This window comes from Cellulomonas sp. T2.31MG-18 (assembly GCF_964266755.1).
Lineage (GTDB): Bacteria > Actinomycetota > Actinomycetes > Actinomycetales > Cellulomonadaceae > Cellulomonas.
Map to the genome: position 1 here is coordinate 318,145 of NZ_CAXWGW010000003.1, position 25,137 is coordinate 343,281.

General features: G+C 73.2%; 24 protein-coding genes. 10 read left to right on the top strand and 14 right to left on the bottom strand.

What is annotated here, in order from left to right; genetic code table 11:
* Both ACFQTY_RS13610 and ACFQTY_RS13615 read right to left on the bottom strand, forming a co-directional pair.
* Positions 1-435, bottom strand: coding sequence for a MarR family winged helix-turn-helix transcriptional regulator (locus ACFQTY_RS13610; protein ID WP_378101295.1), 435 nt, complete (start codon positions 433-435; stop codon positions 1-3).
* A 74-nt stretch (positions 436-509) separates the two neighbouring features.
* Positions 510-1,400, bottom strand: a complete 891-nt coding sequence (locus ACFQTY_RS13615) for an NAD(P)H-binding protein (protein WP_378101298.1) — start codon at positions 1,398-1,400, stop codon at positions 510-512.
* A gap of 84 nt (positions 1,401-1,484) precedes the next feature.
* Here ACFQTY_RS13615 and ACFQTY_RS13620 point away from each other — a divergent pair, with 84 nt between their 5' ends.
* Complete coding sequence (locus ACFQTY_RS13620) at positions 1,485-2,066, top strand: TetR/AcrR family transcriptional regulator (RefSeq protein ID WP_378101301.1); 582 nt, start codon at positions 1,485-1,487, stop codon at positions 2,064-2,066.
* A 13-nt stretch (positions 2,067-2,079) separates the two neighbouring features.
* Here ACFQTY_RS13620 and ACFQTY_RS13625 read toward each other — a convergent pair whose 3' ends face one another.
* Positions 2,080-2,661: a TetR/AcrR family transcriptional regulator gene (locus tag ACFQTY_RS13625; protein ID WP_378101304.1), complete on the bottom strand. Its 582-nt coding sequence runs from the start codon at positions 2,659-2,661 to the stop codon at positions 2,080-2,082.
* Between the two features lie 78 nt (positions 2,662-2,739).
* Between ACFQTY_RS13625 and ACFQTY_RS13630 the strand changes: the two genes are divergently transcribed.
* The 6 genes from ACFQTY_RS13630 to ACFQTY_RS13655 all read left to right on the top strand — a co-directional run bounded on the left by ACFQTY_RS13630 (position 2,740) and on the right by ACFQTY_RS13655 (position 8,522).
* The gene (locus tag ACFQTY_RS13630; RefSeq protein WP_378101307.1) at positions 2,740-3,705 is read left to right on the top strand and encodes a zinc-binding dehydrogenase; all 966 of its coding nucleotides are present in this window, start codon (positions 2,740-2,742) and stop codon (positions 3,703-3,705) included.
* A gap of 37 nt (positions 3,706-3,742) precedes the next feature.
* Positions 3,743-4,489, top strand: coding sequence for an SDR family NAD(P)-dependent oxidoreductase (locus tag ACFQTY_RS13635; protein ID WP_378101310.1), 747 nt, complete (start codon positions 3,743-3,745; stop codon positions 4,487-4,489).
* Between the two features lie 29 nt (positions 4,490-4,518).
* Positions 4,519-5,589: a type III polyketide synthase gene (locus tag ACFQTY_RS13640; protein WP_378101313.1), complete on the top strand. Its 1,071-nt coding sequence runs from the start codon at positions 4,519-4,521 to the stop codon at positions 5,587-5,589.
* A 3-nt stretch (positions 5,590-5,592) separates the two neighbouring features.
* On the top strand, positions 5,593-6,141 hold the full coding sequence (locus ACFQTY_RS13645) for an isoprenylcysteine carboxyl methyltransferase family protein (RefSeq protein ID WP_378101316.1): 549 nt from the start codon (positions 5,593-5,595) through the stop codon (positions 6,139-6,141).
* Entirely contained in the window at positions 6,138-7,175 is a 1,038-nt protein-coding gene (locus tag ACFQTY_RS13650; protein WP_378101319.1) for an NAD(P)/FAD-dependent oxidoreductase, read from the top strand. Before ACFQTY_RS13645 ends, ACFQTY_RS13650 begins: the two co-directional genes overlap by 4 nt.
* 150 nt (positions 7,176-7,325) lie before the next feature.
* Positions 7,326-8,522 (top strand): cation:proton antiporter, encoded by a 1,197-nt coding sequence (locus ACFQTY_RS13655; protein WP_378101322.1) that lies wholly within the window; start codon positions 7,326-7,328, stop codon positions 8,520-8,522.
* Between the two features lie 14 nt (positions 8,523-8,536).
* Here ACFQTY_RS13655 and ACFQTY_RS13660 read toward each other — a convergent pair whose 3' ends face one another.
* Entirely contained in the window at positions 8,537-9,607 is a 1,071-nt protein-coding gene (locus ACFQTY_RS13660; protein ID WP_378101325.1) for a YeiH family protein, read from the bottom strand.
* Positions 9,608-9,677: 70 nt separating this feature from the next.
* Here ACFQTY_RS13660 and ACFQTY_RS13665 point away from each other — a divergent pair, with 70 nt between their 5' ends.
* Positions 9,678-10,610: a LysR family transcriptional regulator gene (locus ACFQTY_RS13665; RefSeq protein WP_378101328.1), complete on the top strand. Its 933-nt coding sequence runs from the start codon at positions 9,678-9,680 to the stop codon at positions 10,608-10,610.
* Between the two features lie 9 nt (positions 10,611-10,619).
* Here ACFQTY_RS13665 and ACFQTY_RS13670 read toward each other — a convergent pair whose 3' ends face one another.
* From ACFQTY_RS13670 to ACFQTY_RS13700, 7 genes are all read right to left on the bottom strand, one after another.
* Positions 10,620-12,596, bottom strand: coding sequence for a potassium transporter Kup (locus ACFQTY_RS13670; protein WP_378101330.1), 1,977 nt, complete (start codon positions 12,594-12,596; stop codon positions 10,620-10,622).
* 37 nt (positions 12,597-12,633) lie between these two features.
* Entirely contained in the window at positions 12,634-15,090 is a 2,457-nt protein-coding gene (locus ACFQTY_RS13675; protein WP_378101333.1) for a glycoside hydrolase family 2 protein, read from the bottom strand.
* Between the two features lie 25 nt (positions 15,091-15,115).
* Positions 15,116-15,955 (bottom strand): carbohydrate ABC transporter permease, encoded by an 840-nt coding sequence (locus tag ACFQTY_RS13680; protein WP_378101336.1) that lies wholly within the window; start codon positions 15,953-15,955, stop codon positions 15,116-15,118.
* A complete protein-coding gene (locus ACFQTY_RS13685) occupies positions 15,948-16,922 on the bottom strand; it encodes a carbohydrate ABC transporter permease (RefSeq protein ID WP_378101339.1) in 975 nt (324 codons plus the stop codon). The genes ACFQTY_RS13680 and ACFQTY_RS13685 overlap by 8 nt, the downstream gene beginning before the upstream one ends.
* A 118-nt stretch (positions 16,923-17,040) precedes the next feature.
* Positions 17,041-18,369 (bottom strand): ABC transporter substrate-binding protein, encoded by a 1,329-nt coding sequence (locus ACFQTY_RS13690; protein WP_378101342.1) that lies wholly within the window; start codon positions 18,367-18,369, stop codon positions 17,041-17,043.
* 99 nt (positions 18,370-18,468) lie between these two features.
* Positions 18,469-19,497 carry a LacI family DNA-binding transcriptional regulator gene (locus tag ACFQTY_RS13695; RefSeq protein WP_378101345.1) on the bottom strand — a complete coding sequence of 343 codons (1,029 nt, stop codon included), beginning with the start codon at positions 19,495-19,497 and terminating at the stop codon, positions 18,469-18,471.
* Between the two features lie 106 nt (positions 19,498-19,603).
* Positions 19,604-20,605: a hypothetical protein gene (locus tag ACFQTY_RS13700; protein WP_378101347.1), complete on the bottom strand. Its 1,002-nt coding sequence runs from the start codon at positions 20,603-20,605 to the stop codon at positions 19,604-19,606.
* Between the two features lie 193 nt (positions 20,606-20,798).
* Here ACFQTY_RS13700 and ACFQTY_RS13705 point away from each other — a divergent pair, with 193 nt between their 5' ends.
* Together ACFQTY_RS13705 and ACFQTY_RS13710 are read left to right on the top strand one after the other, a co-directional pair.
* Positions 20,799-22,565, top strand: a complete 1,767-nt coding sequence (locus tag ACFQTY_RS13705) for a thiamine pyrophosphate-dependent enzyme (RefSeq protein WP_378101350.1) — start codon at positions 20,799-20,801, stop codon at positions 22,563-22,565.
* A 20-nt stretch (positions 22,566-22,585) separates the two neighbouring features.
* Positions 22,586-23,656, top strand: coding sequence for an SDR family oxidoreductase (locus tag ACFQTY_RS13710; RefSeq protein ID WP_378101353.1), 1,071 nt, complete (start codon positions 22,586-22,588; stop codon positions 23,654-23,656).
* A gap of 39 nt (positions 23,657-23,695) precedes the next feature.
* Here ACFQTY_RS13710 and ACFQTY_RS13715 read toward each other — a convergent pair whose 3' ends face one another.
* The 3 genes from ACFQTY_RS13715 to ACFQTY_RS13725 are packed head-to-tail and all read right to left on the bottom strand — an operon-like array spanning position 23,696 to position 25,069.
* The gene (locus ACFQTY_RS13715; RefSeq protein ID WP_378101356.1) at positions 23,696-24,589 is read right to left on the bottom strand and encodes a glycosyltransferase family 2 protein; all 894 of its coding nucleotides are present in this window, start codon (positions 24,587-24,589) and stop codon (positions 23,696-23,698) included.
* 53 nt (positions 24,590-24,642) lie between these two features.
* Entirely contained in the window at positions 24,643-24,831 is a 189-nt protein-coding gene (locus ACFQTY_RS13720) for a hypothetical protein (protein ID WP_378101358.1), read from the bottom strand.
* A 13-nt stretch (positions 24,832-24,844) separates the two neighbouring features.
* Entirely contained in the window at positions 24,845-25,069 is a 225-nt protein-coding gene (locus ACFQTY_RS13725) for a DUF1918 domain-containing protein (protein WP_378101360.1), read from the bottom strand.
* Between the last annotated feature and the right edge of the window lie 68 nt (positions 25,070-25,137).

Below are 25,137 nucleotides of genomic sequence, written 5' to 3' on the forward strand. Positions count from 1 at the left end.
TCAGCTCCGACCGACGGCGGCGGCACCGGAGCCGAGCGCGAGCAGTCCTCGCAACGCCACCTCACGCTCCGGCTCCGGGAGGGTGGCGAGCAGCCCGTGCAGCGCCGCCAGACGCAGGTCGTCGTAGCGCCGCAGCGTCGCGCGGCCGTGGGTCGTCAGCCGCAGCGTGACCTCCCGGCGGCTGTGCTCGGCCGTCGCCCGTTCCACCAGTCCGGCGACGACCAGCCGGTCGACCAGGCGGCTGGTGGTGGACGGGGTGACGCCCATCCGATCGGCAAGGTCGCCGAGGTTCGCCTGGCCCAGGTGGTCCAGGACCGTCAGGGCGCGCAGCTGGACCACGGACACGTCCCCGACGCCGTCGGCGGCGTGCAGCGAGATGCGCATCAGGCCGCGGGCCGCCTCGAGGAGCGCCTCCTCGGTCGCGCTGCGCACCATCGCCCCTCCCGTGCTCGGCGCCACCCGGAAACTTGCACGGTAGCAACGATCGGTGCGCTGCTCGACGAGGCCGCTCAGCTCCAGGCGGGGTGCGCCCGCGCCCGGGACCCCAGCACGGTGCGGCACCAGGTGGCGAAGCCGGTGGACCCGAGCTGCGCCACGGCCCAGTCCGCGTCGTAGATGCCTCCGGCGTGCGCCACGAAGACGTCGGTGGTGTCCCGCACCGCCCGGTCGCCGGCGCCGGCGGTGCGCATGCCGGCGGCGAGCTCCTCGAGCGTGACGGGCCGGTAGGCGACCGGCCGGCCCAGCTCCTTGCTCATCACCTCGGCCATCTGGTCGGGCGTCAGCCGGTCCGGCCCGAACAGGGGCACGTCGCCCTGACCCCGCCAGCTCCGGTCGGTCAGCAGGGCCGCAGCGGCCTCGGCGATGTCCGCCGTGGCGACCGTCGCGAAGGGCCGGTCGGCCGGCACGGCGAGGCTGAGCACGCCCGCGCTGCAGATCGAGTCGAGCTGACCCAGGAGGTTCTCCATGTAGAACGGCATGGACAGCGCCCGGTAGGCGGCGCCGGATCCGGCGAGCTCGTCGTCCATCGCGAAGGCGGCGGACAGCACGCCCGCCGGTTCCGTCCAGCCGTGGCCGGCGCTGGAGATCCCGACGACGTGCTTTGTGCCGTGCCGGCGGACAGCGTCGGCGGCGACCGTCGCATAGCGGCGGTAGTGCTCCCGCACGTCCGGCGCCGACCGGTCCGGCGGGACCAGCCACAGCAGCGCGTCGGCCCCGGGCAGCGCCTGGTCCAGGACGGCGGGCTCTGCGTGGCTGCCCGTGACCACCTCGACGCGGTCACGGACGTCGGGCGCCAGACGCCCGGGGTCGCGGACGATCACCCGCACCTGCTCGTCCTGCTCCAGGAGCCGACGGACCAGCGCGCTGCCGATCTGCCCCGTGGGTGCGGTGACGACGATCATGAGAGGACCTCCCGTAGACGGAACCGGAATTCCGCTTCAGCATAACGCCGCCCACGGCGCCCCCGTCAACTACACTCGGCAGCCATGACCACCGAGCGCCAGCCGCTGCGCGCGGACGCCCGTCGCAACCGCGAGGCGATCCTGGCTGCCGCCGCGGACCTGCTCGGGGCTCGGGGTGACGACGCGCAGATGGAGGAGATCGCGTCGCACGCGGGCCTGGGCATCGGGACGGTGTACCGGCACTTCGCGGACAAGCGGTCGCTGGTCGCGGCGATCGTCGGCCGTCGTTTCGACGCAGCGACCGAGCTCGCCCTCGCAGCGGAGCAGCTGACCGACCCGGCGGAGGCCTTCGAGCGGCTGCTCTACGGCTACCTCGAGTCCGTGGAGGCCGACTCCGCGTTCCGGCGTGCGCTGCTCGGTCCGCAGGAGCCGCAGTGGGACGCCATCGCGGAGCAGAAGGCCGCGCTCGGTGACGTCGTCCAGCGGGTCGTCGCGCGTGCGGTCGACGCAGGCGTGCTGCGGTCCGACTTCGACGCCGAGGACTTCGTGCTCATCACCCGTGGGGCGATGGCCAACATGACCGCCGAGGGCCACTGGCGCCGCCACGTGCAGCTGCAGCTCGAGGGCGTTCGCCCCGTCCCGGCCGGGTCGACACGCGGCCCCTGAGGAGCTTCGCAGGTCAGCGCGGAGTGGCCGGGTCGGCACGGAGGGCATCGATCGCCAGGTCGGCGAAGCGGTGCGCGGCGGCTGGGAGCAGCTCGCGACGCGCGGCACCCAGTCCCCGACCGGCGGACAGGACGAGCACCAGGTCGTCGACGACGAAGTCCGCCCGGAGCCGACCGGCATCACGGGCGCGTGCCGCGAGGCCGTCGAGCAGGCCGAGCAGCTCCCGACGATGCTGCGCGAGCGCCCCCGTCGGCATGGTGGACAGCAGGGCGTCGACGAACCCCCGGTTCCGCACGTTCAGCACCAGCAGGCCCCGCAGCGCCTCGGTGAGACCCGTCCACGGGTCCGCCTGAGCGCAGCCGTCCTCGACGATGCGTCGGCACGCGTCGACCTCCGCCGAGAACGCCTCCTCGACCAGCGCCTGGCGTGTCGGGAACCGCCGGTACAGCGTCGCGGGCCCGACGCCTGCCCGGCGCGCGACCTCGCGCATCCCGACCTGCAGGCCGCGCTCCGCGAACAGCTCCGCGGCCGCGGCGAGGATCCGGTCGCGGTTCTCCTGCGCGTCCGCACGCAGCCGGGTCATCTGCGGGGCCATCTGTCCCACTTCCTGCAAGTGGACGGGGGCGTCCGTAACGTTCCCGGACGGTAGCAGCCACAGGGAGGAGGACGGGCCGTGCGGGCAGTGGTCATCGGGGACGTCGGGGACCCGAGCGGGTTGCGGGTGGTCGAGCGGGAGATCCCGTCGCCGGGCCCGGGCGAGGTCCTGGTGCGGACGGAGGCGATCGGCGTCGGCGGGGTCGACGCGATGATCCGCCGCGGGGGGCTCGGGTCTTCAGCCGTCGGGACGGTGGCCGGTGGCGAGGTGGCCGGCTCGGTGAGCGCCGTCGGCGAGCGGGTGGACCGGTCCTGGCTCGGTCGACGTGTGTGGGCTGCGACCGGGACGTCGGGGGCGTACGCGGAGCACGCGGTGGCGCACGTGGACGACGTGACGGCGCTCCCGTCGGCCCTCTCGTCGGTGGACGCCGTGACGCTCGGGAGCGCCGCGACCGTCGCGCACCTCGCGCTGGCCCACGGCCGGTTCTCCCCCGGCGAGTCCGTGCTGGTGCGCGGCGCCGCGGGCAGCATCGGCATGGCAGCCGTCCAGCTCGCGGCGCGCGCCGGCGCCGGTTCCGTGGCCGTCACCACCTCGTCGGCCGACCGCGGTCACCGGCTGCGCGAGCTCGGCGCCACCCACGTGCTCGACCGCTCCGGCGCGGGCGACGCCGGCACGGCCGACACCGTCGATGTGGCCGTCGACGTCGTCGGCGGTGCGGACGTCCCGGCGTTCCTCGACCGGCTGTCCCCCAACGGGCGCTACATCCTCGTCGGCGCCGTGGCGGGGTTCCCACCAGCGGATCTCGCCGCGACGCTGCTGCGGACCTTCCAGCTGTCCCGCTCGTTCGCCACCTTCAGCCTCGCGACGGTGGGCGCCACGGAGCGGAACCGGGTGCGCGAGCAGCTGTTCCTCGCGGCGTTCCGCGGTGATCTCGTACCCGTCGTTCACTCCGTGCTGCCGCTCGACCAGGCGGCGGAGGCGCACCGGCAGATGGACCGGGGAACCGTCTTCGGCCGCATCGTGCTGGTCCCGGACCAGCCGTGAGGGGCCGCCTGTCGTGCACCGCGGCGAGGATGAGGTCATGACGACGGAACCGCACCACAGGGTCCTGCTGATCGGAGCCTCCCGCGGGCTCGGCCTCGCGCTGGCGCAGCAGCACCTCGCCCGCGGCTCGACGGTGGTCGCCACGGTGCGGGGCTCGGGCCCGACGGCGCTGCACCAGGTGCTGCCGGGCACCGACGGCCGGCTGATCGTCGAGACGGTCGACATCACCGAGCCCGACCAGGTCGACGCGCTCCGTACCCGGCTGGCCGCGCAGCGGTTCGACCTGCTGCTGGTCAACGCCGGCGTGACGGACGACGAGAGCGACACCGTCGCCACCGTCAGCACGTCCGAGTTCGTCTGGCTCATGGTGACCAACGCCCTGAGCCCGATGCGGCTGGTGGAGGCGTTCCAGGACCTGGTGGAGCCGGCGGGCACCATCGCGGTCATGTCCTCGGGCCAGGGCAGCGTCGCGAACAACGAGCGCGGCGGGTTCGAGATCTACCGTGCGTCCAAGGCGGCGCTGAACCAGCTGATGCGCAGCTACGCGGCCCGTCATCACGACGAGCCGCGCACCCTGCTGCTCCTGGCTCCCGGATGGGTCCGCACGGACCTCGGAGGTCCCGCTGCACCGCTGACCGTCGAGGAGAGCATCCCGAACCTGGTCGAGACCGTGGCCGCCCAGCACGGTCACGGCGGGCTGCAGTACCTGGACCACCTCGGGCGAACCGTCCGCTGGTGGCCGCGTGAGGCAGGCGCGCGAGCCGTCGACGTCGCCACCGGGTGACCTGCGGCATCCCGTGGCACGATGCCGTGATGTCGCGGGTCGTGTCCGTCGCACCGGTGCTCGCGGCGCACCGTCACGACCAGGCGGAGATCACCGCGTCGATCGGACCGCTGCTGTCGCAGGACGCGGGCCGGCTCGCGGCGCTCGCCCGGTTCCACGGCGCCAGCGGGGTCCGGACGCGACACCTCGCGCTGCCGCTGCCGCGCTACGCGGAGCTGCGCGGGTTCGGTGAGGCGAACCACCTGTTCGAGACCATCGGCACGGGGCTCGCGGAGGACGCGGTGCGTCGGGCGCTGAGCGCCGCGGACCTGCGCCCGGCCGACGTCGACTTCCTGCTGTTCACCACCGTCACGGGTGTCGGTGCACCGTCGCTCGACGCCCTGCTCGTCGCGCGGCTCGGGCTACGCCCGGACATCCGCCGGCTGCCGTCGTTCGGCCTGGGCTGCGTGGCGGGCGCCTCGGCGGTCGCCCGCGTGCACGACTACCTGGTGGGACACCCCGACCACGTCGCGCTCGTCGTCTCGGTGGAGCTGTGCTCCCTGACCATCCAGCACGGTGACGACTCACCGGCGAACCTGGTCTCCAGCGGCCTGTTCGGCGACGGTGCCGCCGCGGTGGTGATGGTCGGCGACCGGCGTGCCGAGGGCCGGGACGGCCTGGACGTCGTCGGTACGCGCAGCGGCGTCTACCCCGACACCGCGGGGATGCTCGGCTGGGACATCGGCGGCAGCGGGTTCCGCATCGTGCTCGGACCCGGTCTGGCCGACGTCGTCGAGGCGCACCTGCGGGCCGACGTCGAGGCCTGCCTCGAGCCGCTCGGCGCGGCCGTGGCCGACGTGCGCACGTGGATCGCGCACCCCGGCGGGCCGCGCATCCTGGACGCCGCCGAGCGTGCGCTCGGCCTGACGGACGGGACGCTGGACCGCAGCCGCCGGTCCCTCGCCGCGGTGGGCAACCTGTCGTCGTCCTCGGTGCTCCACGTGCTCGCAGACACGCTGGCCGACGCGGAACCGTCCGCCGGCCAGCTCGCCGTGCTGTTCGCGTTCGGCCCGGGGGTCAGCGCGGAGGTCGTGGTGCTGCGTCGTCCCGAGGAGGTCTGAACCGTGTCGGTCGAGGCCTACCTGGTGGTGCTGGGCGTGGTGGCCCTCGAGCGTCTCGCCGAGCTGGTCGTGTCCACCCGGAACGCCGCCTGGTCCTTCGCGAGGGGTGGCACCGAGCACGGCCGCGGGCACTTCCCCCCGATGGTCGCGCTGCACGCCGCGCTGCTGGTCGCCTGCGCGGCCGAGGTGCTGGCGGCGCACCGGCCGTTCGTGCCCGCGCTCGGCTGGACCGCTCTCGCGGTCGCGGTGGCGAGCCAGGCGCTGCGCTGGTGGTGCATCGGCACCCTGGGCCCGCGGTGGAACACCCGGATCATCGTGGTGCCGGGCCTGCCGCTGGTCACCTCGGGCCCGTACCGGGTGCTGCGACACCCCAACTACGTCGCCGTGGTGGCGGAGGGCGTCGCACTGCCGCTGGTGCACGGCGCCTGGATCACCGCGGTGGCGTTCACGGTGCTGAACGCCGTGCTGCTGCTGGGGTTCCGGATCCCGGCCGAGGAGGCGGCGCTGCGGCACGCACCCGGTGCGGCGCGTTCCGACGCCGCCTCCGCATGAGCGCCGACGTCGACGCCGACGTGCTGGTGGTCGGTGGCGGACCCGTCGGGCTCGCCGCCGCGATCGAGGCGCGGCTGGCCGGCCTGTCCGTGCTGGTGGTCGAACCCCGCGTCGGCGCGATCGACAAGGCGTGCGGCGAAGGGCTGATGCCCGGGACGCTGACGGCGCTCGCCCGCCTGGGCGTCGACCCCGTGGGGCATCCGCTGACGGGCATCACCTACCGGGACGAGCGCCGGCGGGCGGAGCACGAGTTCCGGGGCGGGCGCGGCAGGGGCGTGCGGCGGACCGTGCTGCACGAGACCCTTCTCGCCCGCTCGGCGGCCCTGGGCGTCGAGCATCTCGTCGCGCGCGTCACCGAGCTCCGGCTCGGGCCGACGAGCGTCGAGGCGGCGGGTGTGCGAGGTCGGTGGCTGCTCGGTTGCGACGGGCTGCACTCGACGGTGCGGGGTCTGGTCGGTCTGGAGGCCGGCCCACCGCGGCGCCGCACCACGCCCCCGCGATTCGGGCTGCGTCGGCACTTCGCGGTCGCACCGTGGACCGACCGCGTCGAGGTCCACTGGGGTCCCGAGGCGGAGGCGTACGTCACGCCCGTGAGCCGCGAGGAGGTCGGCGTGGCGCTGCTCGGCCCGCGCGGAGCGGACTTCGACACCGTGCTGGGCTCCTTCCCGTCCCTGCGACGCCGGCTCGACGGCGCCGTGCCCACCAGCACGGTGCGCGGTGCCGGACCGCTGCTGCAGCGGACGAGGGCCCGTACCGCCGGTCGCGTCCGCCTGGTCGGGGACGCGTCCGGCTACGTGGACGCGCTGACCGGCGAGGGTCTGCGGGTGGGGCTGGCGCAGGCGCGCGCGGCGATCGCGCACCTCGACGACCCGACCGCCTACGAGCACGCCTGGCTGCACGCCACGCGCGACTACCGGTTGCTGACCACCGGGCTCGTCACCTGGGCGGCGTCGCCCGCGCGGCGCGCCGTCGTGCCGGTCGCTGAGGCGGCGCCCTGGCTGTTCGGCACCATCGTGGAGCGGCTCGCCCGCTGACCGCGCTCCGGTGCCTCCGCACTCCCGCGTGCGGCCCGCTTCCACTCAGCCGCGACCACGACACGCAGCCGCACCCACGCCACGCTGGGGGTGGGCCCGCCAGACTGGGGCGGTGCCGCGGATCTCGGCGAACGGGCTGGAGGGCGCCGCATGAGCTTCGCCGCCCTGGCGCTGATCTGCCTCGCCGGCCTGCTCGGTCCGGCTCTCGCCGCACCGCGCCGCTGGGGCGTGCCCGTCGTGGTGGGCGAGCTGCTCGCCGGCATCCTGCTCGGACCGATGGGAGTCGGTGCGCTGCACGCGTCCCAGCCGACCTTCGCGTTCCTCGCCAACGTCGGGTTCGCGCTGGTGATGTTCGTGGCCGGATCGCACGTCCCGGTCGCCGACCGGCGGCTGCGCGACGCGCTGCCGGTGGGACTCCTGCGCTTCGGGGTGGTGGTCGTCGCCGCGGTCCCGCTGGCGCTCGGCGTCGCAGCGCTCACCGGCACCGGGCACGCGGCGCTGTACGCGGTCCTGATGGCGTCGTCGTCGGCGGCGGTGATCCTGCCGACCGTGCAGAACCTGCGGCTCGACGGGCCGCCCGTGCTGCGGCTGCTGCCGCAGGTCGCCGTGGCCGACGCCGCCTGCATCGTCGCGGTCCCCCTGGCCGTCGACCCGGCCGGTGCACCACGCGCGGCGCTGGGCGCCGGCGCGGTCGTCGCGTCGGCGGTGGTGCTGTACGTGGTGCTGCGGGCCGCCGAGCGGCGCGGCTGGCGGCACCACCTGCACCGGGTGTCGGAACGTCGCAAGCTCGCCCTCGAGCTGCGGAGCAACCTGACGATCCTGTTCGCGCTCGCCGCGGTGGCCCAGCTCGGCCACGTCTCGGTCATGCTCGCCGGGTTCACCTTCGGACTGGTGGTCGCCGCCATCGGGGAGCCGCGTCGGCTGGCGCGGCAGCTGTTCGCGGTCACCGAGGGTTTCCTCGGCCCCGTCTTCTTCGTCTGGCTGGGTGCGTCGCTCGACCTGCACGCGCTGGGCCGACGGCCCGCGCTCGTCGGGCTCGGCATCGCCCTCGGTCTCGGGGCGGTGCTGGCCCACGTCGTGACCCGAGCCGTCGGGCAGCCCGTGTCCCTCGGTGCCCTGGCGGCCGCGCAGCTGGGTGTCCCCGTCGCCGCCGCGACGCTGGGCACCCAGTCGGGTCTGCTCGGACCGGGGGTCCCCGCGGCCCTGGTGCTCGGGGCGCTGGTCACCATCGGAGCCGCCTCCGCGGGTGCCGCCATGGCGGCGCGGTCCCTCGGGCAGCACCCCGACGTCGCCGACGTCGCCGACGCGTCGGGTCCGGGGCTCGCGCCGCCCCCTGCGGAGGGCTGAGCGGACCCGGACCCTCACAGGCGCCCGGTCAGCCCCTGCAGCGCGAGGCTGCTGCTCGCGACCGCCAGCCACAGCCCGCCGCCCAGCGCGAGCGGCCTCCAGCCGGCGCGGCGCAGCCCCTCGACCGGCGTCAGCAGTCCGACGCCGGCGAGCGCGACGGCCGTCAGCAGCCGTGCGGTCCACGCCAGACCGGGCTGCCAGGTGGTCGGCACGGCGTGCGCCGAGTTCACGGCGGCGGCGAGGAGGAACAGGACGAGGAAGGGCGGCACCAGCCGGGTCCAGCGGACCGTCGGCCCACGCTGCCCCGCCGCCCCGGCAGCGGCACGGGCCCGTCGGTGGGCCCCCACGGCCAACGTGAGGGTGATCGGGACGATCATCAGCGTCCGGGTCAGCTTGACCACCACCGCGGTCGCCAGCGCGCTCGCGCCGAACACCGTCCCGGCGGCGACCACGGAGGAGGCGTCGTTGACCGCCGTGCCTGCCCACAGGCCGAACGCCGCCTGCGACAGCCCCAGCAGGTGGCCGACCACGGGGAAGAGCACCGCCGCCACGGCGTTGAACAGGAAGATCGTGGTGACCGAGGTCGCGACGGCCACCTCGGACGCACCGATGACCGCGCTGGTCGCGGCGATCGCGGAGGCACCGCAGATGGCGGTTCCGACCCCGACGAGCGTGCGCGTCTCCCGGTCGAGCCCGAGGCGCCGGCCGAGCACCGCCGCCCCGGCCAGCCCGACCGCCAGCGTGCCGAGCATCACGGGGAGCGCCGACCGGCCCGTCGCCAGCACCTGGGTCAGCGACAGCCCGAGGCCCAGCAGCACCACGGCGGCCTGCAGCACCTGCTTCGAGGCGATCCGCGCCCCGGTCTCCAGGTCGACCGACCACGGTGCGCGCCGCACCAGCAGCTCCCGGCACAGCACGCCGAGGACGATGCCCACGACCGGTCCGCCGACGACCGGCACGAGGGTGCCGACCCATGTCGCCGCCGCCCCGAGCAGCACCGCGACGACGAGGCCCGGCCCGCCGCCGCGGATCGAGCCGATGGGAGGGGTGGGCAGCGCGGGCGCGTCCGTCTCAGATGTCGTCACCCCATCAGGGTCGGGCCGCGCGCCGGGAGCCGCTAGCAGGCTGTTCGCGATGCCGTCATAGGCTGTGGCTATGACCTTCCTCCCGTCCGCGCTCCCCGACCTGCGCGGCCTCGCCCTCCTGGTCGCCGTCGCGGACACGGGTGGCATCGGCGCCGCGGCCCGAGCGAGCGGCATCAGCCAGCCCTCGGCCAGCGAGGGTGTCCGTGCCCTCGAGCGACGACTGGGCCTGGCGCTCGTCCGCCGCGGGCGCTCCGGCTCCGGGCTGACCGACGAGGGCCTGCTGGTCGTCGAGCTGGCGCGCCGCGTGCTGACCGCGACGACCGACCTGACGGATGCGGCCCGGGCGTTGCGCCGCGAGCAGGACTCTCACCTGACCGTGTGTGCGAGCCTGACGGTGGCGGAGCACCTGGTGCCGCAGTGGCTGGTGCGGATGTCCCGCGAGGCGCCCGAGATCAGCATCGCGGTGCGGATGGCCAACTCGGCCGACGTGGCGGAGCAGGTGCGGTCGGGCGCCGTCGCGCTGGGCTTCGTCGAGGGTGCGTCCGCCCCTCGTGGTCTGCGCAGCACGACGATCTGCACGGACGAGCTGATGCTGCTGGTGCGCGCGGCGCACCCGTGGGCCGGTCGGAGTGCTCCCCTGCGGCCACGGGACCTGGCGGGCGTGCCGCTCGCCCTGCGGGAGCCGGGGTCGGGCACCCGGGACGTCCTGGAGCGCTGGCTCGCGCGGGACGGCGTGACGCCGACCGCCGCGGTCGAGGTCGCCTCGACGACGGCCCTGGTCGCAGCGGCCCTGTCCGGTGTCGCTCCGACCGTGATCTCCGGCCTGGCCGTGCAGGCCGAGCTGGCCCAGGGGCGGCTGGTGCCGGTCCCGCTGGCCACCGGTGAGCAGCCTCGACGGTCCGACGGCGGCCCGTTGCGCCGACGGATCCGCGCGGTGTGGCAGGGTCCGGGAGCCCCCGGTGCGGCGGCGGCCCGGCTGCTGCAGGTGATCCTCGACCGCTGACCTCGCCGGCTACAGCTCGAGGTTCGCGCCCATCACGACGGTGCGCTCGGGCGGCAGGTGGAACACCTCCGTGCGGTTGGCGGCGTTGTGCGCCATCCAGACGAACAGCCGCTCGCGCCACCCCGTCATGCGCGGCGCCCCGGTGGCGTGCACGGTGAGCACCGAGAGGAAGTAGTGGGCGTCGGCGATGTCGACGTCCAGCTCGGGTGACTTCCCGATCGCCAGCGCCAGCCCGCGGGGGATGTCCTGGCTGTCGTTGAACCCGACGTGGATGGTCACGTGCACGATCCCGTCGTCCCCGTAGCCGAGGCCGTCGATCTCCACCCGGTCGACGTGGCGGATGTGCGGCACGTTCTCGTTGACGATCTGCACGATCGCGACGTGCCGGTGCAGCACCCGGTTGAACGTGACGTGCGAGCGCAGGGCCAGCGGGGTGGTCGTCTTGTTCGGGTGCGGGAACACGGCGAACCCGGGCACGCGCTGGACGTCCTTCTCGCGCACCATGGCGATGAACTCGTCGAGCGGTCCCTCGAGGCGCGTCCGCTGTGCCGTCAGCGTGGCCGCGCCCTTGCGCCAGGTGGTCATCAGCGTCACGACGATCGCGGCGATCAGGAGGGGCAGCCAGCCGCCGCTGACGATCTTCAGCAGGTTCGCGCCGAAGAACAGCACCTCGAGACCGCCGACGACGACGCTGTAGGCGACCACCTTCCACAGCGCCCAGTGCCACACCCGCTTGGCGAGCAGGAGGTACAGAAGCGAGGTGAGGAACAGGGTGCCGGTGACCGCCAGGCCGTACGCGGTGGCCAGCCGGCCCGAGCTCCGGAACACCGCGATCAGCACCAGGACGCCGAAGAAGAGGATCCAGTTGATCGCCGGCACGTAGATCTGGCCGCCCTCCTCCTTGGAGGTGTGCCGCACTGCCAACCGGGGGAACAGACCGAGGCGAACCGCCTGCCGGGACACCGAGTAGGCGCCCGAGATGACCGCCTGGGACGCGATGACGGTGGCCAGGGTCGCCAGGACGACCAGCGGGAGGGTGGCCCACGTCGGGGCGAGCCGGAAGAACGGGTTCGCGGTGGTGCTCGGGTCGCGCAGGATCATCGCGCCCTGACCGAAGTAGTTGAGCACCAGCGCCGGGAACACCACCAGGTACCAGGCCCGCCGGATCGCGTGCGGCCCGAAGTGGCCCATGTCCGCGTACAGCGCCTCGGCGCCCGTGATGGTCAGCACCACCGCGCCCAGCGCGATGAACGCGACGAAGGGTCGGTGGACGGCGAACGTGAGCGCGTAGGTCGGTGACAGGGCCCGCAGCACGGTCGGGTTCTGCACGATCTGCGGCACCCCGAGAAGGGCCAGCACCCCGAACCAGAGGACCATCACGGGCGCGAACGCCCGGCTCACCGCCCCGGTCCCCCACCGCTGCACGGTGAACAGGACGGTGAGGATCACCACCGAGACCGGCAGCACCAGCCGCACCAGCGCGGGATCCGAGACCACCACGCCCTCGACCGCGGACATCACCGAGATCGCCGGGGTGATCACGCTGTCGCCGTAGAACAGCGCCGCTCCGAGGATGCCCAGCAGCGTCGCCGCGGCGAGCCGCCGCGGGTCGCCCAGCCGGTCCCGCAGCAGCGCGACGAGGGCGAGGATGCCGCCCTCCCCCTCGTTGTCCGCCCGCATGATCAGCGCGACGTACTTGACCGAGACGATCACGGCGATGGACCAGAACACCATCGACACCACGCCCAGCACGTCACCGGGCGTGGGCTGCACGTCGTTGTGGTCGATGCTGAACACGGTCTGCAGCGCGTACAAGGGGCTGGTGCCGATGTCGCCGAACACCACCCCGAGTGCACCCAGCGCCAGCGCGGTCGCACCCCCGCGGTGCGACCGGTGAGGTTCGGGAGCGTCCGTCGGGCCCGTCGGGGCCGCCGGCGTGCCACTTCCCGGCTCGGCCGCGCCGACGGGCATCTCCGCGTTGGTCACCCCGGAATCGTGGCATGCCGGTCGGGTGCCGACCCGGTCAGCGCGCCCCGACCACCAGCTGGTTGGCGCACCGGAGCACTGAGGGATCGAGCAGCCGCGCAGCCGCGTCGTCCCCGGTCCCGGTGACGTGCCACGAGACGGTCTCCCCCGGCAGCAGCGTCACCAGCATGTCGTCGACCGTCGCGCCCGGGTCGACCTTGTCGACCAGCAGCGCGAGGTCCCGCACCGTCGAGGTCGCGGTCACCTCGACCCGGTGGCCCGTGCCCGTCGCCGTCACCGACGCGTCGAAGGCCGGCAGCGTGAGCACGGAGTCGCGGTCCTCGACGTAGAACCACAGCGCCCGCCGGGCGCCGACCTCGACGACGAGCACCTCCTGCGACGGCTCGTCCGGGATGACCACTGCGGGCGGCAGCGGCACCGTCGCCACCGACCGTGGTTGGACGAGAACCGTCACCTCCTCGCTCTCGAGCACCTGACCCGCCAAGGTCTGCCGCCGTGCGGACAGCGCACCGGCCCACGCCTCGTCGGCGTCGTTGACCAGGGCCGCCACCAGGCCGTCGCCCTCAGGTTGGACCGTCACCAGGCGGTCCGCGTTCGCGTGCACCAGGGCGTAGAAGACTGGCTTGCGCCGTCCGTCGCCGTCGACCGCCGCCCACGACGTCACGGGCCAGCAGTCGTTCAGCTGCCACACGATGCTGCCCGAGCAGTGCGGGGCCAGCGCACGGAAGTGCTCGACGCCGAGCTGGACGGCGCGCGCCTGGTTCAGGCTCATCGCCCAGTGCCAGTCGTCCATGTCGTCGGGCACGCGAAGGTGCGGCACCAGGCCTGCGGTGAGCTTGTCGTTGCCCTTGGCGGCCTTCTGGTGCGCGAGCATGCCGGGCGACTCGGGAGTGAGGGGCTCGTCGGAGACGGCCCGCCGCAGCGTCGACCACGTCGGGGGCCCCTGCCACCCGAACTCGGCGACGAAGCGGGGCCGGTAGGCGAGGTAGGTGGTGTAGTCGACCTCGTTCCACACGTCCCAGATGTGCGTGGTCCCGTGCCGGGGGTCGTTCGGGTGCAGGTCGGGGTGCACCGACCACGGCGAGCCCGCCGAGTACGGCCGACCCGGGTCCAGCGCCGCGACGATGCCGGGCAGCAGGTCCGTGTAGTAGCCCAGGCCCCAGCTCCTGCCGTCGAGCCGTGGCTGCCAGCCCCAGTCGGCGAAGCCCCACAGGTTCTCGTTGCCGCCGTTCCACAGCACGAGGCTCGGATGCGGCATCAGGCGCCGGACGTTGTCCTCCACCTCCGCCGCGACCTCCGAGCGCAGCGGCTCCTCCTCGCTGTAGGCGGCGCACGCGAACAGGAAGTCCTGCCAGACCATGAGGCCGCGCCGGTCGCACTCGTCGTAGAACGCGTCCTGCTCGAACACGCCGCCGCCCCACACGCGGACCAGGTTGAAGCCGGCCTCCTCGGCCTGGGCCAGCCGTTGCGCGTAGCGGTCCGCGCCGACGCGGTGCGGGAACGCGTCGTCCGGGATCCAGTTCGCGCCCTTGACCAGGACGGGCCGGTCGTTCACCACGAAGCGGAACGGCGTCCCCGCGGCGTCCGGCTCCGTGTCCACGCGGACCGTGCGGAAGCCGATCCGGCGCTTCCACGCATCGAGCGGCTCGCCGTCCGTCTCGTCCCCGCGGAGCGTGACGGCGAGGTCGTAGAGCGGCTGGTCGCCGTGGCCCCGGGGCCACCAGCGGGCGACGTCCTCGACCCGCAGCTCGACCACGCCCGAGGTCTCCGCCGGGTCGAGGTGCAGCACCGCCGCCCGTCCGGCGACCTCGGCCGTGACGGTCAACGCTCCGGGCTGCCCCGCCCGCTCCACGTCGACGTGCAGCCGTACCGTGCCGGTGGTGCCGTCGACGTCGACGACCGGGCGGACACTGCTCAGCCGCGCAACCCGCCACGCGTGCAGCCCGACCGGTCGCCAGATGCCGGCCGTGACCAGCTCGGGTCCCCAGTCCCAGCCGAAGCTGCACGCCATGGTCCGGATGGCGTTGTACGGGTGGTCGTTCGTGTGCGGGCGCGCGCCGAGCTCCAGGCTGGCGGCGTCGGCGTGGCGCACCGCCGAGGAGAAGGTGACGGTCAGCACGTTGTCCCCGGCGCGCAGCGCGTCGGCGACGTCGAACCGGTAGGTGCGGTGCATGTTCGCCGTCGCGCCGAGGGTCCTGCCGTTCAGCTCGACGCGCGCCACCGTCTCGAGACCCTCGAAGAGGAGGTCCACCCGGTCCTCGTCGCCCGGCACCCACGTGAACCTGGTCTCGTACCGCCAGTCGGCGTTGCCGATCCACGCCAGCAACCGCTCGTTGGCGTCCAGGTACGGGTCCGGGATCAGGCCGGCTGCCAGCAGGTCCGTGTGGACCGTCCCCGGGACCGTCGCCGGGACCGCCCCGGCCTCCGCGACGTGTGCCGGAGCGTCGCCGCCGGCCGGCCGGAGCGTCCAGCCCTCGTGCAGGGTGCGCCGCATGGTGTCCTCGTCCTCCCGTCCTGCGCTACTTCACCGCACCGGCGGTCAGGCCGGCGACGAAGTACCGCTGCAGCAGGAGGAAGCCGACCACCACCGGCACGCTGACCACCAGGGACGCGGCCATGATCTCGTTCCAGTAGACGTTGGTCTGCGTCGAGTACTCGCGCAGGCCCACGGCCAGCGTGCGGTTCACGTCGGTCGTCATCACCGACGCGAACAGCACCTCGCCCCAGGCGGTCATGAACCCGTAGATCGCCACCGCGATCACCCCCGGCCGCGCGGCGGGCAGCACCACGCGGACCAGCGCACCCATCGGCGAGCAGCCGTCGACCCGCGCCGCCTCGTCCAGCTCCCGCGGTATCCCGTCGAAGTAGCCCGCCAGCATCCAGATCGAGAACGGCAGCGAGAACGTCAGGTACGTGATGACCAGCCCGGCCCGGGTGCCGACCAGCTGGATGCCCGTCGACTGGTCGAGGTTGACGAAGATGATGAACAGCGGCAGCAGGAACAGCACGCCGGGGAACATCTGCGTCGAGAGCACCGTGGTGGTGAACGCGGCACGGCCCGGGAAGCGGTACCGCGACACCGCGAACGCGGCGAAGATCGCCACCACCAGGCTGGCCAGCGTCGCGCTCGTCGCCACCACGGCGGAGTTCACGAAGTAGCGGGCCAGCGGGACGGTCGTCCACATGTCCACGAACGGCTCGAGCGTCACAGTGCTCGGCCACCAGGTGAACGGGCCCTGCACGTCGCGCAGCGGCTTCATCGCCGACGTGGTCATCACGTACAGCGGCAGGAGCGTGAACAGCGCCAGCACGGTGACGACGACGGCGCGGAACACCTTGAACGCGCGGGTGTCATGCACGCTGCGACCTCCTGTTGACGACGGCGAGGTACACCCCGGTGACCAGCAGCAGGAACAGCAGCAGCAGCACCGACATCGCCGATCCCGCACCGAAGTTCCAGGTGAGGAACGAGGCGTTGTAGATGTGGAACGAGATCAGGTCCCCTGCCGCGGGCTGCGCCGTGCCGAACAGCACGTACGGGGTGTTGAAGTCGTTGAACACCCACAGCGACATCACGAGCACCAGCACCACGTTCACCGGCCGCAGCATCGGCAGCGTGATGGAGCGCCATTGCCGGAAGGCGTGCGCGCCGTCCATCGCGGACGCCTCGTAGACGTCGCTCGGGATGGACTGCAACCCGGCCATCAGCATGAGGAAGGCGAAGGGCCACAGGCGCCAGATCGCGACGATGACGATCGAGGCGAACGCGCGCGAGCCGATCAGCCAGAACGGTTTGCCGGTGCCGGTGCCGATGCCGAGGTCGTCCACCAGCAGGTGGTTGATCACGCCGGTGTCCCGCTGGAGCATGAAGTTCCAGGTGATCACGCCGGCGTACATCGGCACCGCGTACGGCACCAGGAACAGCGTGCGGAGACCGGACCGGCCCCGGAACGGTCGCTGCAGCACCACCGCGGCGGCCATCCCCAGCACCCAGGAGATGCCGACCACCAGCACCGTGTACGCGCACGTGATGCCGAAGGACCGCAGCAGGGAGGAGCCGACGGCACCGTGCACGTCGAGCGCCACGCGGTAGTTCTTCAGGCCGACGAAGGGCGCCTGGGTCCAGCTGCTGATGAAGAACTTGGTCAGCTGCGTGAAGCTCATCCAGATGCCGGTGAGCATCGGGACCAGGTGGATCAGCAGCTCCATCACCACGGCCGGGGCGAGGAGCGCGTAGGGCAGCCACCACCCCGCACGCCGACGTCGGTCGTGCGGGCCCGGGGATGCCGGCGGCGCCTTCCGCGGACGCTGCAGGGTCGTCGTCACAGGGGAAGTCCTCTCGAGGTGGCCGGGAGCTGGGTGGCCGGGAGCCGCCGGACGAACGCCAGCCCCGAGCCGGGTCCACGGGTGGTGCGGTGCTCGCCCGCACCACCCGTGGACCGCACTACCCGACCGACGCGGCCACCTGGTCCTGCGCCGTCTGCAGCGCGGCCTTCACGTCCGCGGCGGACACCGTCCCGCCGGTCGCGATCGAGGCGAACATCGCGTTCATCGCCTTGCCGACGGTGCTCTCGTACTGGTCCTCGGCGGGGACCAGCGGCAGCGGCTTGGCGCGCTTGTTGTAGATGTCGGTGAAGGTCGCCGCCTCCTGGGCGTTGTCCGTGAACACCGCCTTGGCGTCCTTGAGCACCGGCAGGGCGGAGAACGGCTTGTCCAGCTGGCCCTGCACGTCGGCGCTGGTCAGGTACTTGACGAGCTGCAGCGCCTGGTCCTTGTGCTTGGTGTTCTTGAAGATCGAGATGTTGATCCCCGCGACGTGGCTGGCGACCTGCGACTTCGCGTCCTTGGGTGCCGGGAACGCGACGACGCCGTACTTGTCGCTCGTCATCCCGTTCTTCTTGATGGTCGCGTCGGCGTTGTTCTGGTTGAGGATCATCGCCACCTTCCCGGTGGCGAAGTCGGCCACAGCCTTGGTGCCGTTGTCGTACTGGGCATTGGACGGGTTGACCACCTTGTCGGTCTGCATCAGGTTCAGGTACCGGACGATCCCGTTGACCACGCCGTCGGACGTGAACGTCGGCTTGCCGCTCGAGTCGAACAGGTCGGCGCCGTTCTGCGCGGCGTCGATGAAGGCGAAGTGGTTGTTCTCCGTGTAGCTGCCGGCGGCCAGCGCCATGCCGTACTGACCCTTCGACGGGTCGGTCAGCTTCTTGGCGTCCGCGACCATGTCCTCCCATGTGGTCGGGGGCTGCAGGCCGGCGGCCGCGAACATCGCCTTGTTGTAGTACATGCCGTAGGCCAGGCCGTAGAGCGGCACGGAGGTGGGGTCGGTGCCTGCCGCGCCACCGGTGTCCAGCGCCGTCTTCACGAACTTGTCGGCGCCGCCGATCGTCTTCATCGCCGAGGCGTCCAACGGCAGGAACGCCTTGGTCGCCTGCAACGACACCGCCCAGGTGTTGCCGATGTTCACCACGTCCGGGCCCTGCCCGGAGGTGACGGCGGTCTGGATGCGCGTCTGCAGGTCGTGCCAGCCGATCACCTCGAGCTTGACCTTGATGCCGGTCTGCTGGGTGAACGCGTCGAGGACCGGCGTCAGCACCTCCTTGTCGTTGTCGAGGCTGGTGCCCTGGTTGCTGGCCCAGTAGGTCAGCGTCACGTCGCTGCCCCCCGCGGTCCCGCTGGCGGACGCGGAGCCGGACTTCCCGGAGCATGCCGACGTCGCGAGCAGCAGGGCGGGAACTGCCACCAGAGCGAATGCGGTACGTACCCTCACCAGACGACTCCTTTGTCTCTGCGTGCAGAACTCGTTACCTAACCGGTTCAGTGCGGTCCCGGCAGTATGCGCCCGGGACCGTGCGGGTGCAACGGTCCGCTAGAGGGTCGCTGCGCGCGCCGTCGAGGTGCTCGCGCGGATGACCAGCCGGCTCGGCGGGGTGACGACGTCCTCCGGCGCGGCACCGGCCATCACCTGCAGCAGCATCGTCGCCGCCAGGCGGCCGAACTCGAACGCGTCCCGGTCGAGGGCCGTCACCGGGGGGTTCGCCACCCGGCACAGCATCGAGTCGTCCCAGCTGACCACCGACAGGTCGGCCGGCACGGCCAGGCCGGCGTCGACGGCCGCGTCCAGACCGCCCAGCGCCATCAGGTCGTTGCCGAACACCATCGCCGTCGGAGCGGGTCCGCCGCCCAGCCGGCGGGCCACCGTCAGCGCGGCCGCCTCGAAGGTGTAGTCGGACTCGATCGACTCGACCTCCATGCCCTGCTCAGTGGCGCTCTCGCGCAGGGCTGCCGCGCGGCGGCGCTCGTGCATGAACCGCGTCGGGCCGGTGACGTGCAGCACCTGCCGGTGCCCCAACCCTCGCAGGTGAGCGACCACCTGGGCGGCGTCCGCCCGGGCGTCCGACGTGACCGACGGGACGGCGCTGCCCGTGGCGGGGCCGCCGTTGAGCACGGCGGGCAGGCCCAGCCGGGTGACCAGAGGCAGGCGAGGATCGTCCTCCCGCTGGTCGAACAGGATGACGCCGTCCACGCGCCGCTCCCCCGCCCACCGCTCGTAGATGGCGAGGTCACGGCCGGGATCGGTGCCGACGATCCGCAGCATCAGGCCCATGTCGGCCGCGACCAGGACCGACTCGATGCCGGCCATCGCGCGCATGTAGTACGGCTCGGTGCCGATCACGTCGGGGTCGCGGGAGAGCACCAGCCCGATTGCGCCCGTCTTCGCCCGGGACAGTGCCCGTGCCGACGAGCTGGGGTACCAGCCGAGCTGCGCGGCCATCTCTCGCACCTGGCGGCGCGTCTCGGGGCTGACGCCCGGCTGGTCGTTCAGGGCGTAGGAGACCGACGCCTTGGAGAGGCCGAGCCGTTCGGCGACGTCGGCGATGGTGACGCGGCGTGCCATCGGATGCCCTCAGCGCATTTCTCGAACACGGATACCCGTGACGGCGACCAGTATCGCGCAGGACGCGACGGCCGCGGCGAGGGCTTTGGCCTGCTCAGGGGCCTGGTCAGGCGCCCGCGGCGGTGACGATCGCGTCCGTGGCGAAGCCCGCCACCAGGCCGATCAGCAGGCCGATCGCCAGCAGGTCCGCACGCTTCGCCTTGGCGGCCACGCCGAGCAGCTGGGTGACGACGTAGAGGATCGAGCCGGCGGCCAGCGTGAGGAACAGCACGCTGACCGGTTCGCTGGTGAACCCGTGGCCGAGCGCGGTGCCGACGAACGTGGGACCGCCGCCGATCAGCCCGAGGGTCAGCAGGAACGCCCACGACGGCCGGCGCCGGTTGCCGTCGGCGTCCACGTCACCGGCGAGCGGTGCCGTGATGCCGAACCCCTCCGTCCCGTTGTGCAGCGCGAACCCGATCACCAGGAGCGTGGCGAGGCCCACCTCGCCGCGCCCGGCGGACTGCCCGATCGCCAGGCCCTCGGCGAAGTTGTGCAGGCCGATGCCGATGGCGATCAGCAGCGCGAGCCGCCTCGCGGGAGACCACGACGAGAGGTGCTCGCCCACGGCCGCGGGCGTGGCAGCCATCGGGGCGGCCGTCGTCGCCCGGCTCGGTGCGAGGGTCGCGGTGCCGAGCCCTTCCGCCGGCGCCGAGGCGACGCGGCCAGTCGGGGCGGCGACGGGCGGACGACCCGGGTCGCCGCTGACGTCGGCGGCGGGACCGGTGCCCCCACCGGCCGGCCGGACCGCGGCGTTGCGCGCCATCCAGCGCTCATAGACCACGAGCGAGCCGAGACCGACCGCGAGGCCGACGACGAAGAGGCCGCCGAGGCCGAGCACCGGGCCGATCCCACCGGTCCCGTCGTGCACCGCGCCGAGGGCCGAGTCCATCGGCTCCCACGCGTGGCTCAGCACGTCCCACACCAGGAACAGGAGCACGCCGACGGCGGTGGCGTTCAGCACGGCGCGCAACGTCGGCGCGGGCCGGCGCAGCCGCCCGACCGGCAGCCCGAGCAGGATCGTGACGCCGGCGACGAAGCCCAGCAGCAGCGTGCGACCGATCCCCACGAGTCCCTCATCTCCATCCGACGACGGTGCGAAGTTAGGTCAGGCTTACCTACCTGGTCAAATCGTGAACCGGCCCCGTGAGCGACGCCACATCGGGACGGCCGCGTGGTCGCCAGGTGGCAGCCCGGGGAAGGCCGACTTAGCGTCGAACGGACGGCGACGGCCCGTGGGGGCCGAGAGGCGGTGCACCAGCGTGGCGAAGATCGCGTCCGAGGTCCTCATCGAACGACTGGCGGCCTGGGGGGTCGACACCGTGTTCGGCCTCCCCGGGGACGGCATCAACGGGATCATGGAGGGCCTGCGACGGCAGCAGGACAAGATCCGGTTCGTCCTCGTCCATCACGAGGAGGCGGCGGCGTTCATGGCTGCGGCGCACGGCAAGGCGACCGGTCGGATCGGCGTCTGCCTCGCCACGTCGGGTCCGGGTGGGATCCACCTGCTCAACGGGCTGTACGACGCGAAGCTCGACCACGCGCCCGTGCTCGCGATCACCGGCATGCAGGAGACCAGCGTGCTGGGCACCGGGTACCAGCAGGAGGTCGACCTCGACAAGGTGTTCGAGGACGTCACCGAGTACAACCTGATGGTCACCAACCCCACGCAGCTGCCGGGTGTCGTCGACATCGCCATCCGCACGGCCCTGGCCCGCCGCGGCGTCGCCCACCTGACGGTGCCCAACGACCTGCAGATCGCCGACGCGGACGAGGACCCGTACGCCCACGTCGCACCGGCCCGCCCGCCGGCCACGTCGCCGATCTACCTCGCTCCCCCGGGCCGGCCGCGCGAGGAGGACCTGCGAGCGGCGGCAGCCGTGCTCAACGGCGCGCAGAAGCCGGCGATGCTCGTCGGCGCCGGGGCCCGCGGCGCGCGCGAGGAGGTGCTGGCGGTCGCCGCCGCCCTGGGCGCGCCGGTGGTCAAGACGCTGCCCGGGAAGGCGGTCATCCCGGACGACTCCCCGTACGCGGTCGGCGGCATCGGGTTGCTCGGCACCCGCCCCGGCGAGGAGCTGATGGAGAGCTGCGACACGCTCCTGATGGTCGGCACCAACTTCCCGTACACCAAGCACCTGCCCTCGCCGGGCGCCGCTCGGGTGGTGCAGATCGAGGCCGACCCGACCCGTGCCGGCGTGCGCCTGCCCACCGAGGTCCCGATCGTGGGCGACGCCAAGGAGTCCCTCGCGGCGCTGCTCCCGCTGCTGGACGGCGGGCCCGCCACGGACCACCTCGAGAGCTACCAGACGGCGATGGCGTCCTGGCGCGACGACATGACGGCCCTCGAGGACGCCGGGCGCAGCCCGATCGCCCCCCAGTACGTCGTCGGCCTGATCGACGAGCTCGCGTCCGACGACGCCGTGCTCACGTGCGACTCGGGCACCATCGCGACCTGGGCCGCTCGCCACTGGACCATCCGCGCCGGGCGGGAGTTCTTCCTCTCCGGCAACCTCGCCACGATGGCGCCGGGCCTGCCCTACGCCAACGCGCTGCAGGTCGCCTACCCGGACCGGCAGGTGATCGCCTACGTCGGCGACGGCGGCTTCGCGATGCTCATGGCCGAGTTCCTCACCGCGGCCCAGCACCAGCTGCCGATCACCGTGGTGATCAACAACAACAACTCCCTCGGCCAGATCCTCTGGGAGCAGATGGTGCTCGGCTACCCGGAGCACGGGGTGCGGTTCGGCAGCCCGCCCGGGGACTTCGCCGGCTGGGCGCGCTCGTGCGGCGGGTTCGGCGTCCGGGTGCAGGACCCCGGCGCCCTGCGCGGGGCGCTGGACGAGGCGCTGTCGTTCGACGGGCCGTCCCTCGTGGACGTCGTCGTGGACCCGAACGAGCCGCCGATGCCCGGCAAGGTCAGCTACGAGCAGGCGCGCAAGTTCGCCACCGCGTTCCTGCGCGGGCAGCCCCACAAGGCGGCGATCGCCACCACCCTGTTCAAGGACAAGCTCTCGCAGCTGGGCCGCTGATGAGCGCCGAGGAGGCACCGATGGACAGCACGACGCAGCACGGCACGTCGTCCCGCACGCAGCAGAACCCGGCCCTGGAGTCTCTCGGCGCCGAGCCGGGACCCCGCGGGGTCGCCGTCGTCACCGGGGGCTCCGCAGGACTTGGGCGCGCCATCGTGCGCGCGCTGGCCGCCGAGGGGTGGGACGTCGGCGTGCTGGCACGCGGGACCGACGGGCTGGCCGGCGCGGTCGCCGACGTGGCGCACGCGGGACGACGGGCGGTCGGCGTGCCGACGGACGTCGCGGTGCACGAGGACGTCGACCGGGCGGCGGACCGCGTCGAGCAGACGCTGGGCCCCATCACCCTCTGGGTGAACAACGCGATGACCGGCGTCTTCGGCCAGTTCGTCGACGTCCCGCCCGACGACTTCGAGCGCGTCACCGCCGTGACGTACCTCGGGGTGGTGAACGGGACCCGAGCGGCGCTGCGGCACATGGGCGCGCGGGACAGCGGCGTGATCGTCCAGGTCGGCAGCGCCCTGGCGTTCCGCGGCATCCCGCTGCAGTCCGCGTACTGCGGGGCCAAGCACGCGATGGTCGGCTTCACGGAGTCGGTGATCACCGAGCTGCTGCACCGCAAGAGCGGCATCACGGTGTGCATGGTGCACATGCCGGCGCTGAACACCGTTCAGTTCAGCTGGCTGAAGAACCTGCTCCCCCACCACTCCCAGCCCGTGCCGCCGATCTACCAGCCTGAGGTCGGCGCGGAGGCGGTGGCCCGCGTCGCGCTGCACCCGAGCCGCACCACCTGGGTGGGCTACCCGACGGTCGGCACGATCCTCGGCAACCGGGTGATCGCCCCGCTCCTGGACCGGTACCTCGCCAGGACGGGCTACGACGCGCAGCAGACCACGACCGACACCACGCCCCCGCTCGGCGTCAACCTGTACGAGCCGGTGCCCGGCGACCACGGGGCGCACGGTGACTTCGACGGCCGCTCCAAGGACTCGAGCGCCCAGGTCTGGGCGACGTTGCACAAGGGCGTGCTGGCCGGTGCTGCCGCGGTGGCGGGCGCCGTCGTCCTCGCTGCTGCGTCGCGCCGCGGCTCCTGACGCACGCCCCCGTGCCGGCCCCCGTGCCGGCCGCGTGGGCTACGTCCGGCGGCTGACCCTCGGCGAGGTGGAGCCGCCGGACGTGAGTGCGATGTCCGCGAGCACGGGCCCGGGCAAGGGCCGCCGCTGTCGCACCGCTGCAGGCAGATCCCCCAGGGCGTCGAGGACACCCTGCCGTCGCGCTGCGCCGGCACGCCACTCCTCCCCGACCCGCCCGACGGCGTCCCGCCACGGCAGCCGCAACGCCCCGGACAGGACGCGCGACCGGGTGACGCGTCGCTGCCGCGAGAACGGGTCGTGCCGGTGCTGCGACGGGTGGTGGTGCACCACCGGACCCGGGAGGTACACCAGCGAACGACCGGCGGCGGCGAGATCCCACGACAGCCGCTCCTCCTCACCCGGGAACCGCACCACGTCGTCGAACCCTCCGACTGCCAGGAAGTCCTCCCGCCGCACCATCGCCGCGCAGGCCATGAACCCGAGGACGGGGATCGCCGGTGCGCCGTCGCGGGGCAGCGGCGAGCGCGTGAGCTCGTCGCAGAACGGGTCGCGACGGTTCTCCTCGCCGACCAGGACGTCCACCTGCACCACTGCGACCTCGGGGTGGGCGTCCAGCAGCTCGGCGGCCGCGTGCAGCGCGCCCGGCTCCCACCACGAGTCGTCGTCGGCGAAGGCGACGAAGGGCGTGCGAGCCCGCTGCACGCCGACGTTGCGGCCCGCGGCAGCGAGGTTTCGTCCGGCCTCGACCACCTCGACGTCCGGGTGCGCGCGGCGCACCGCGTCCGGCGTCCCGTCCGAGGAGCCGTTGTCGACCAGGATCACCGGGGCACGGTGCCGCCCGAGGGTGGCGAGCAGGTCGGCACGCCGGTCCCTGCTGGCCACCACGACGGTGACCCGGGGGTCCTCGACGACGCGGCGGGGCTGGCTGGGCATGACCACCACCCTGGACGAGCCGGTCCCGCCTCGCACGGCGAGCGCAGCGCCCCTCAGTGGTGCAGCGCGCCGAACGCCTCGTACACGAGGAACGCCGGCCACACGAGGGCCTTGAGGATGCCCACGACGTGCGGCCAGAACCCGTCGACCTGCTGCCAGAACCACACGAGGGCGCCGATCATGCCGAGGCCGTAGACGGCGCCGCCGCCGCCCGTCACCGTGGCGCCGCGGTTGCCTGCCATCGCCGTCCTCCGGTCAGGAGCTGGGGGCGAGATCCGCGCGGGGCGCCTCGCCGTGCTCGTGGTGCACGAGCGACAGGTCGGGTCCCGGGAAGATCAACGCCTCGTGCCCGTCGTCGAACCGGACCAGGAACGGCTCCGTCCCGCCCGGACCGTGCACCTCGAGGATCTCGCCCTTGCGGTCGTGGCTGCCGACCGTGCGGCCGTGGACGACGACGCTGTCACCGACGGACGCATGCATCCCACTCACCTCGCCCTCACCGCTCACCGTAGGCGGGTGCGCGGCGACCCGCCAGGGGCCCGACGGCA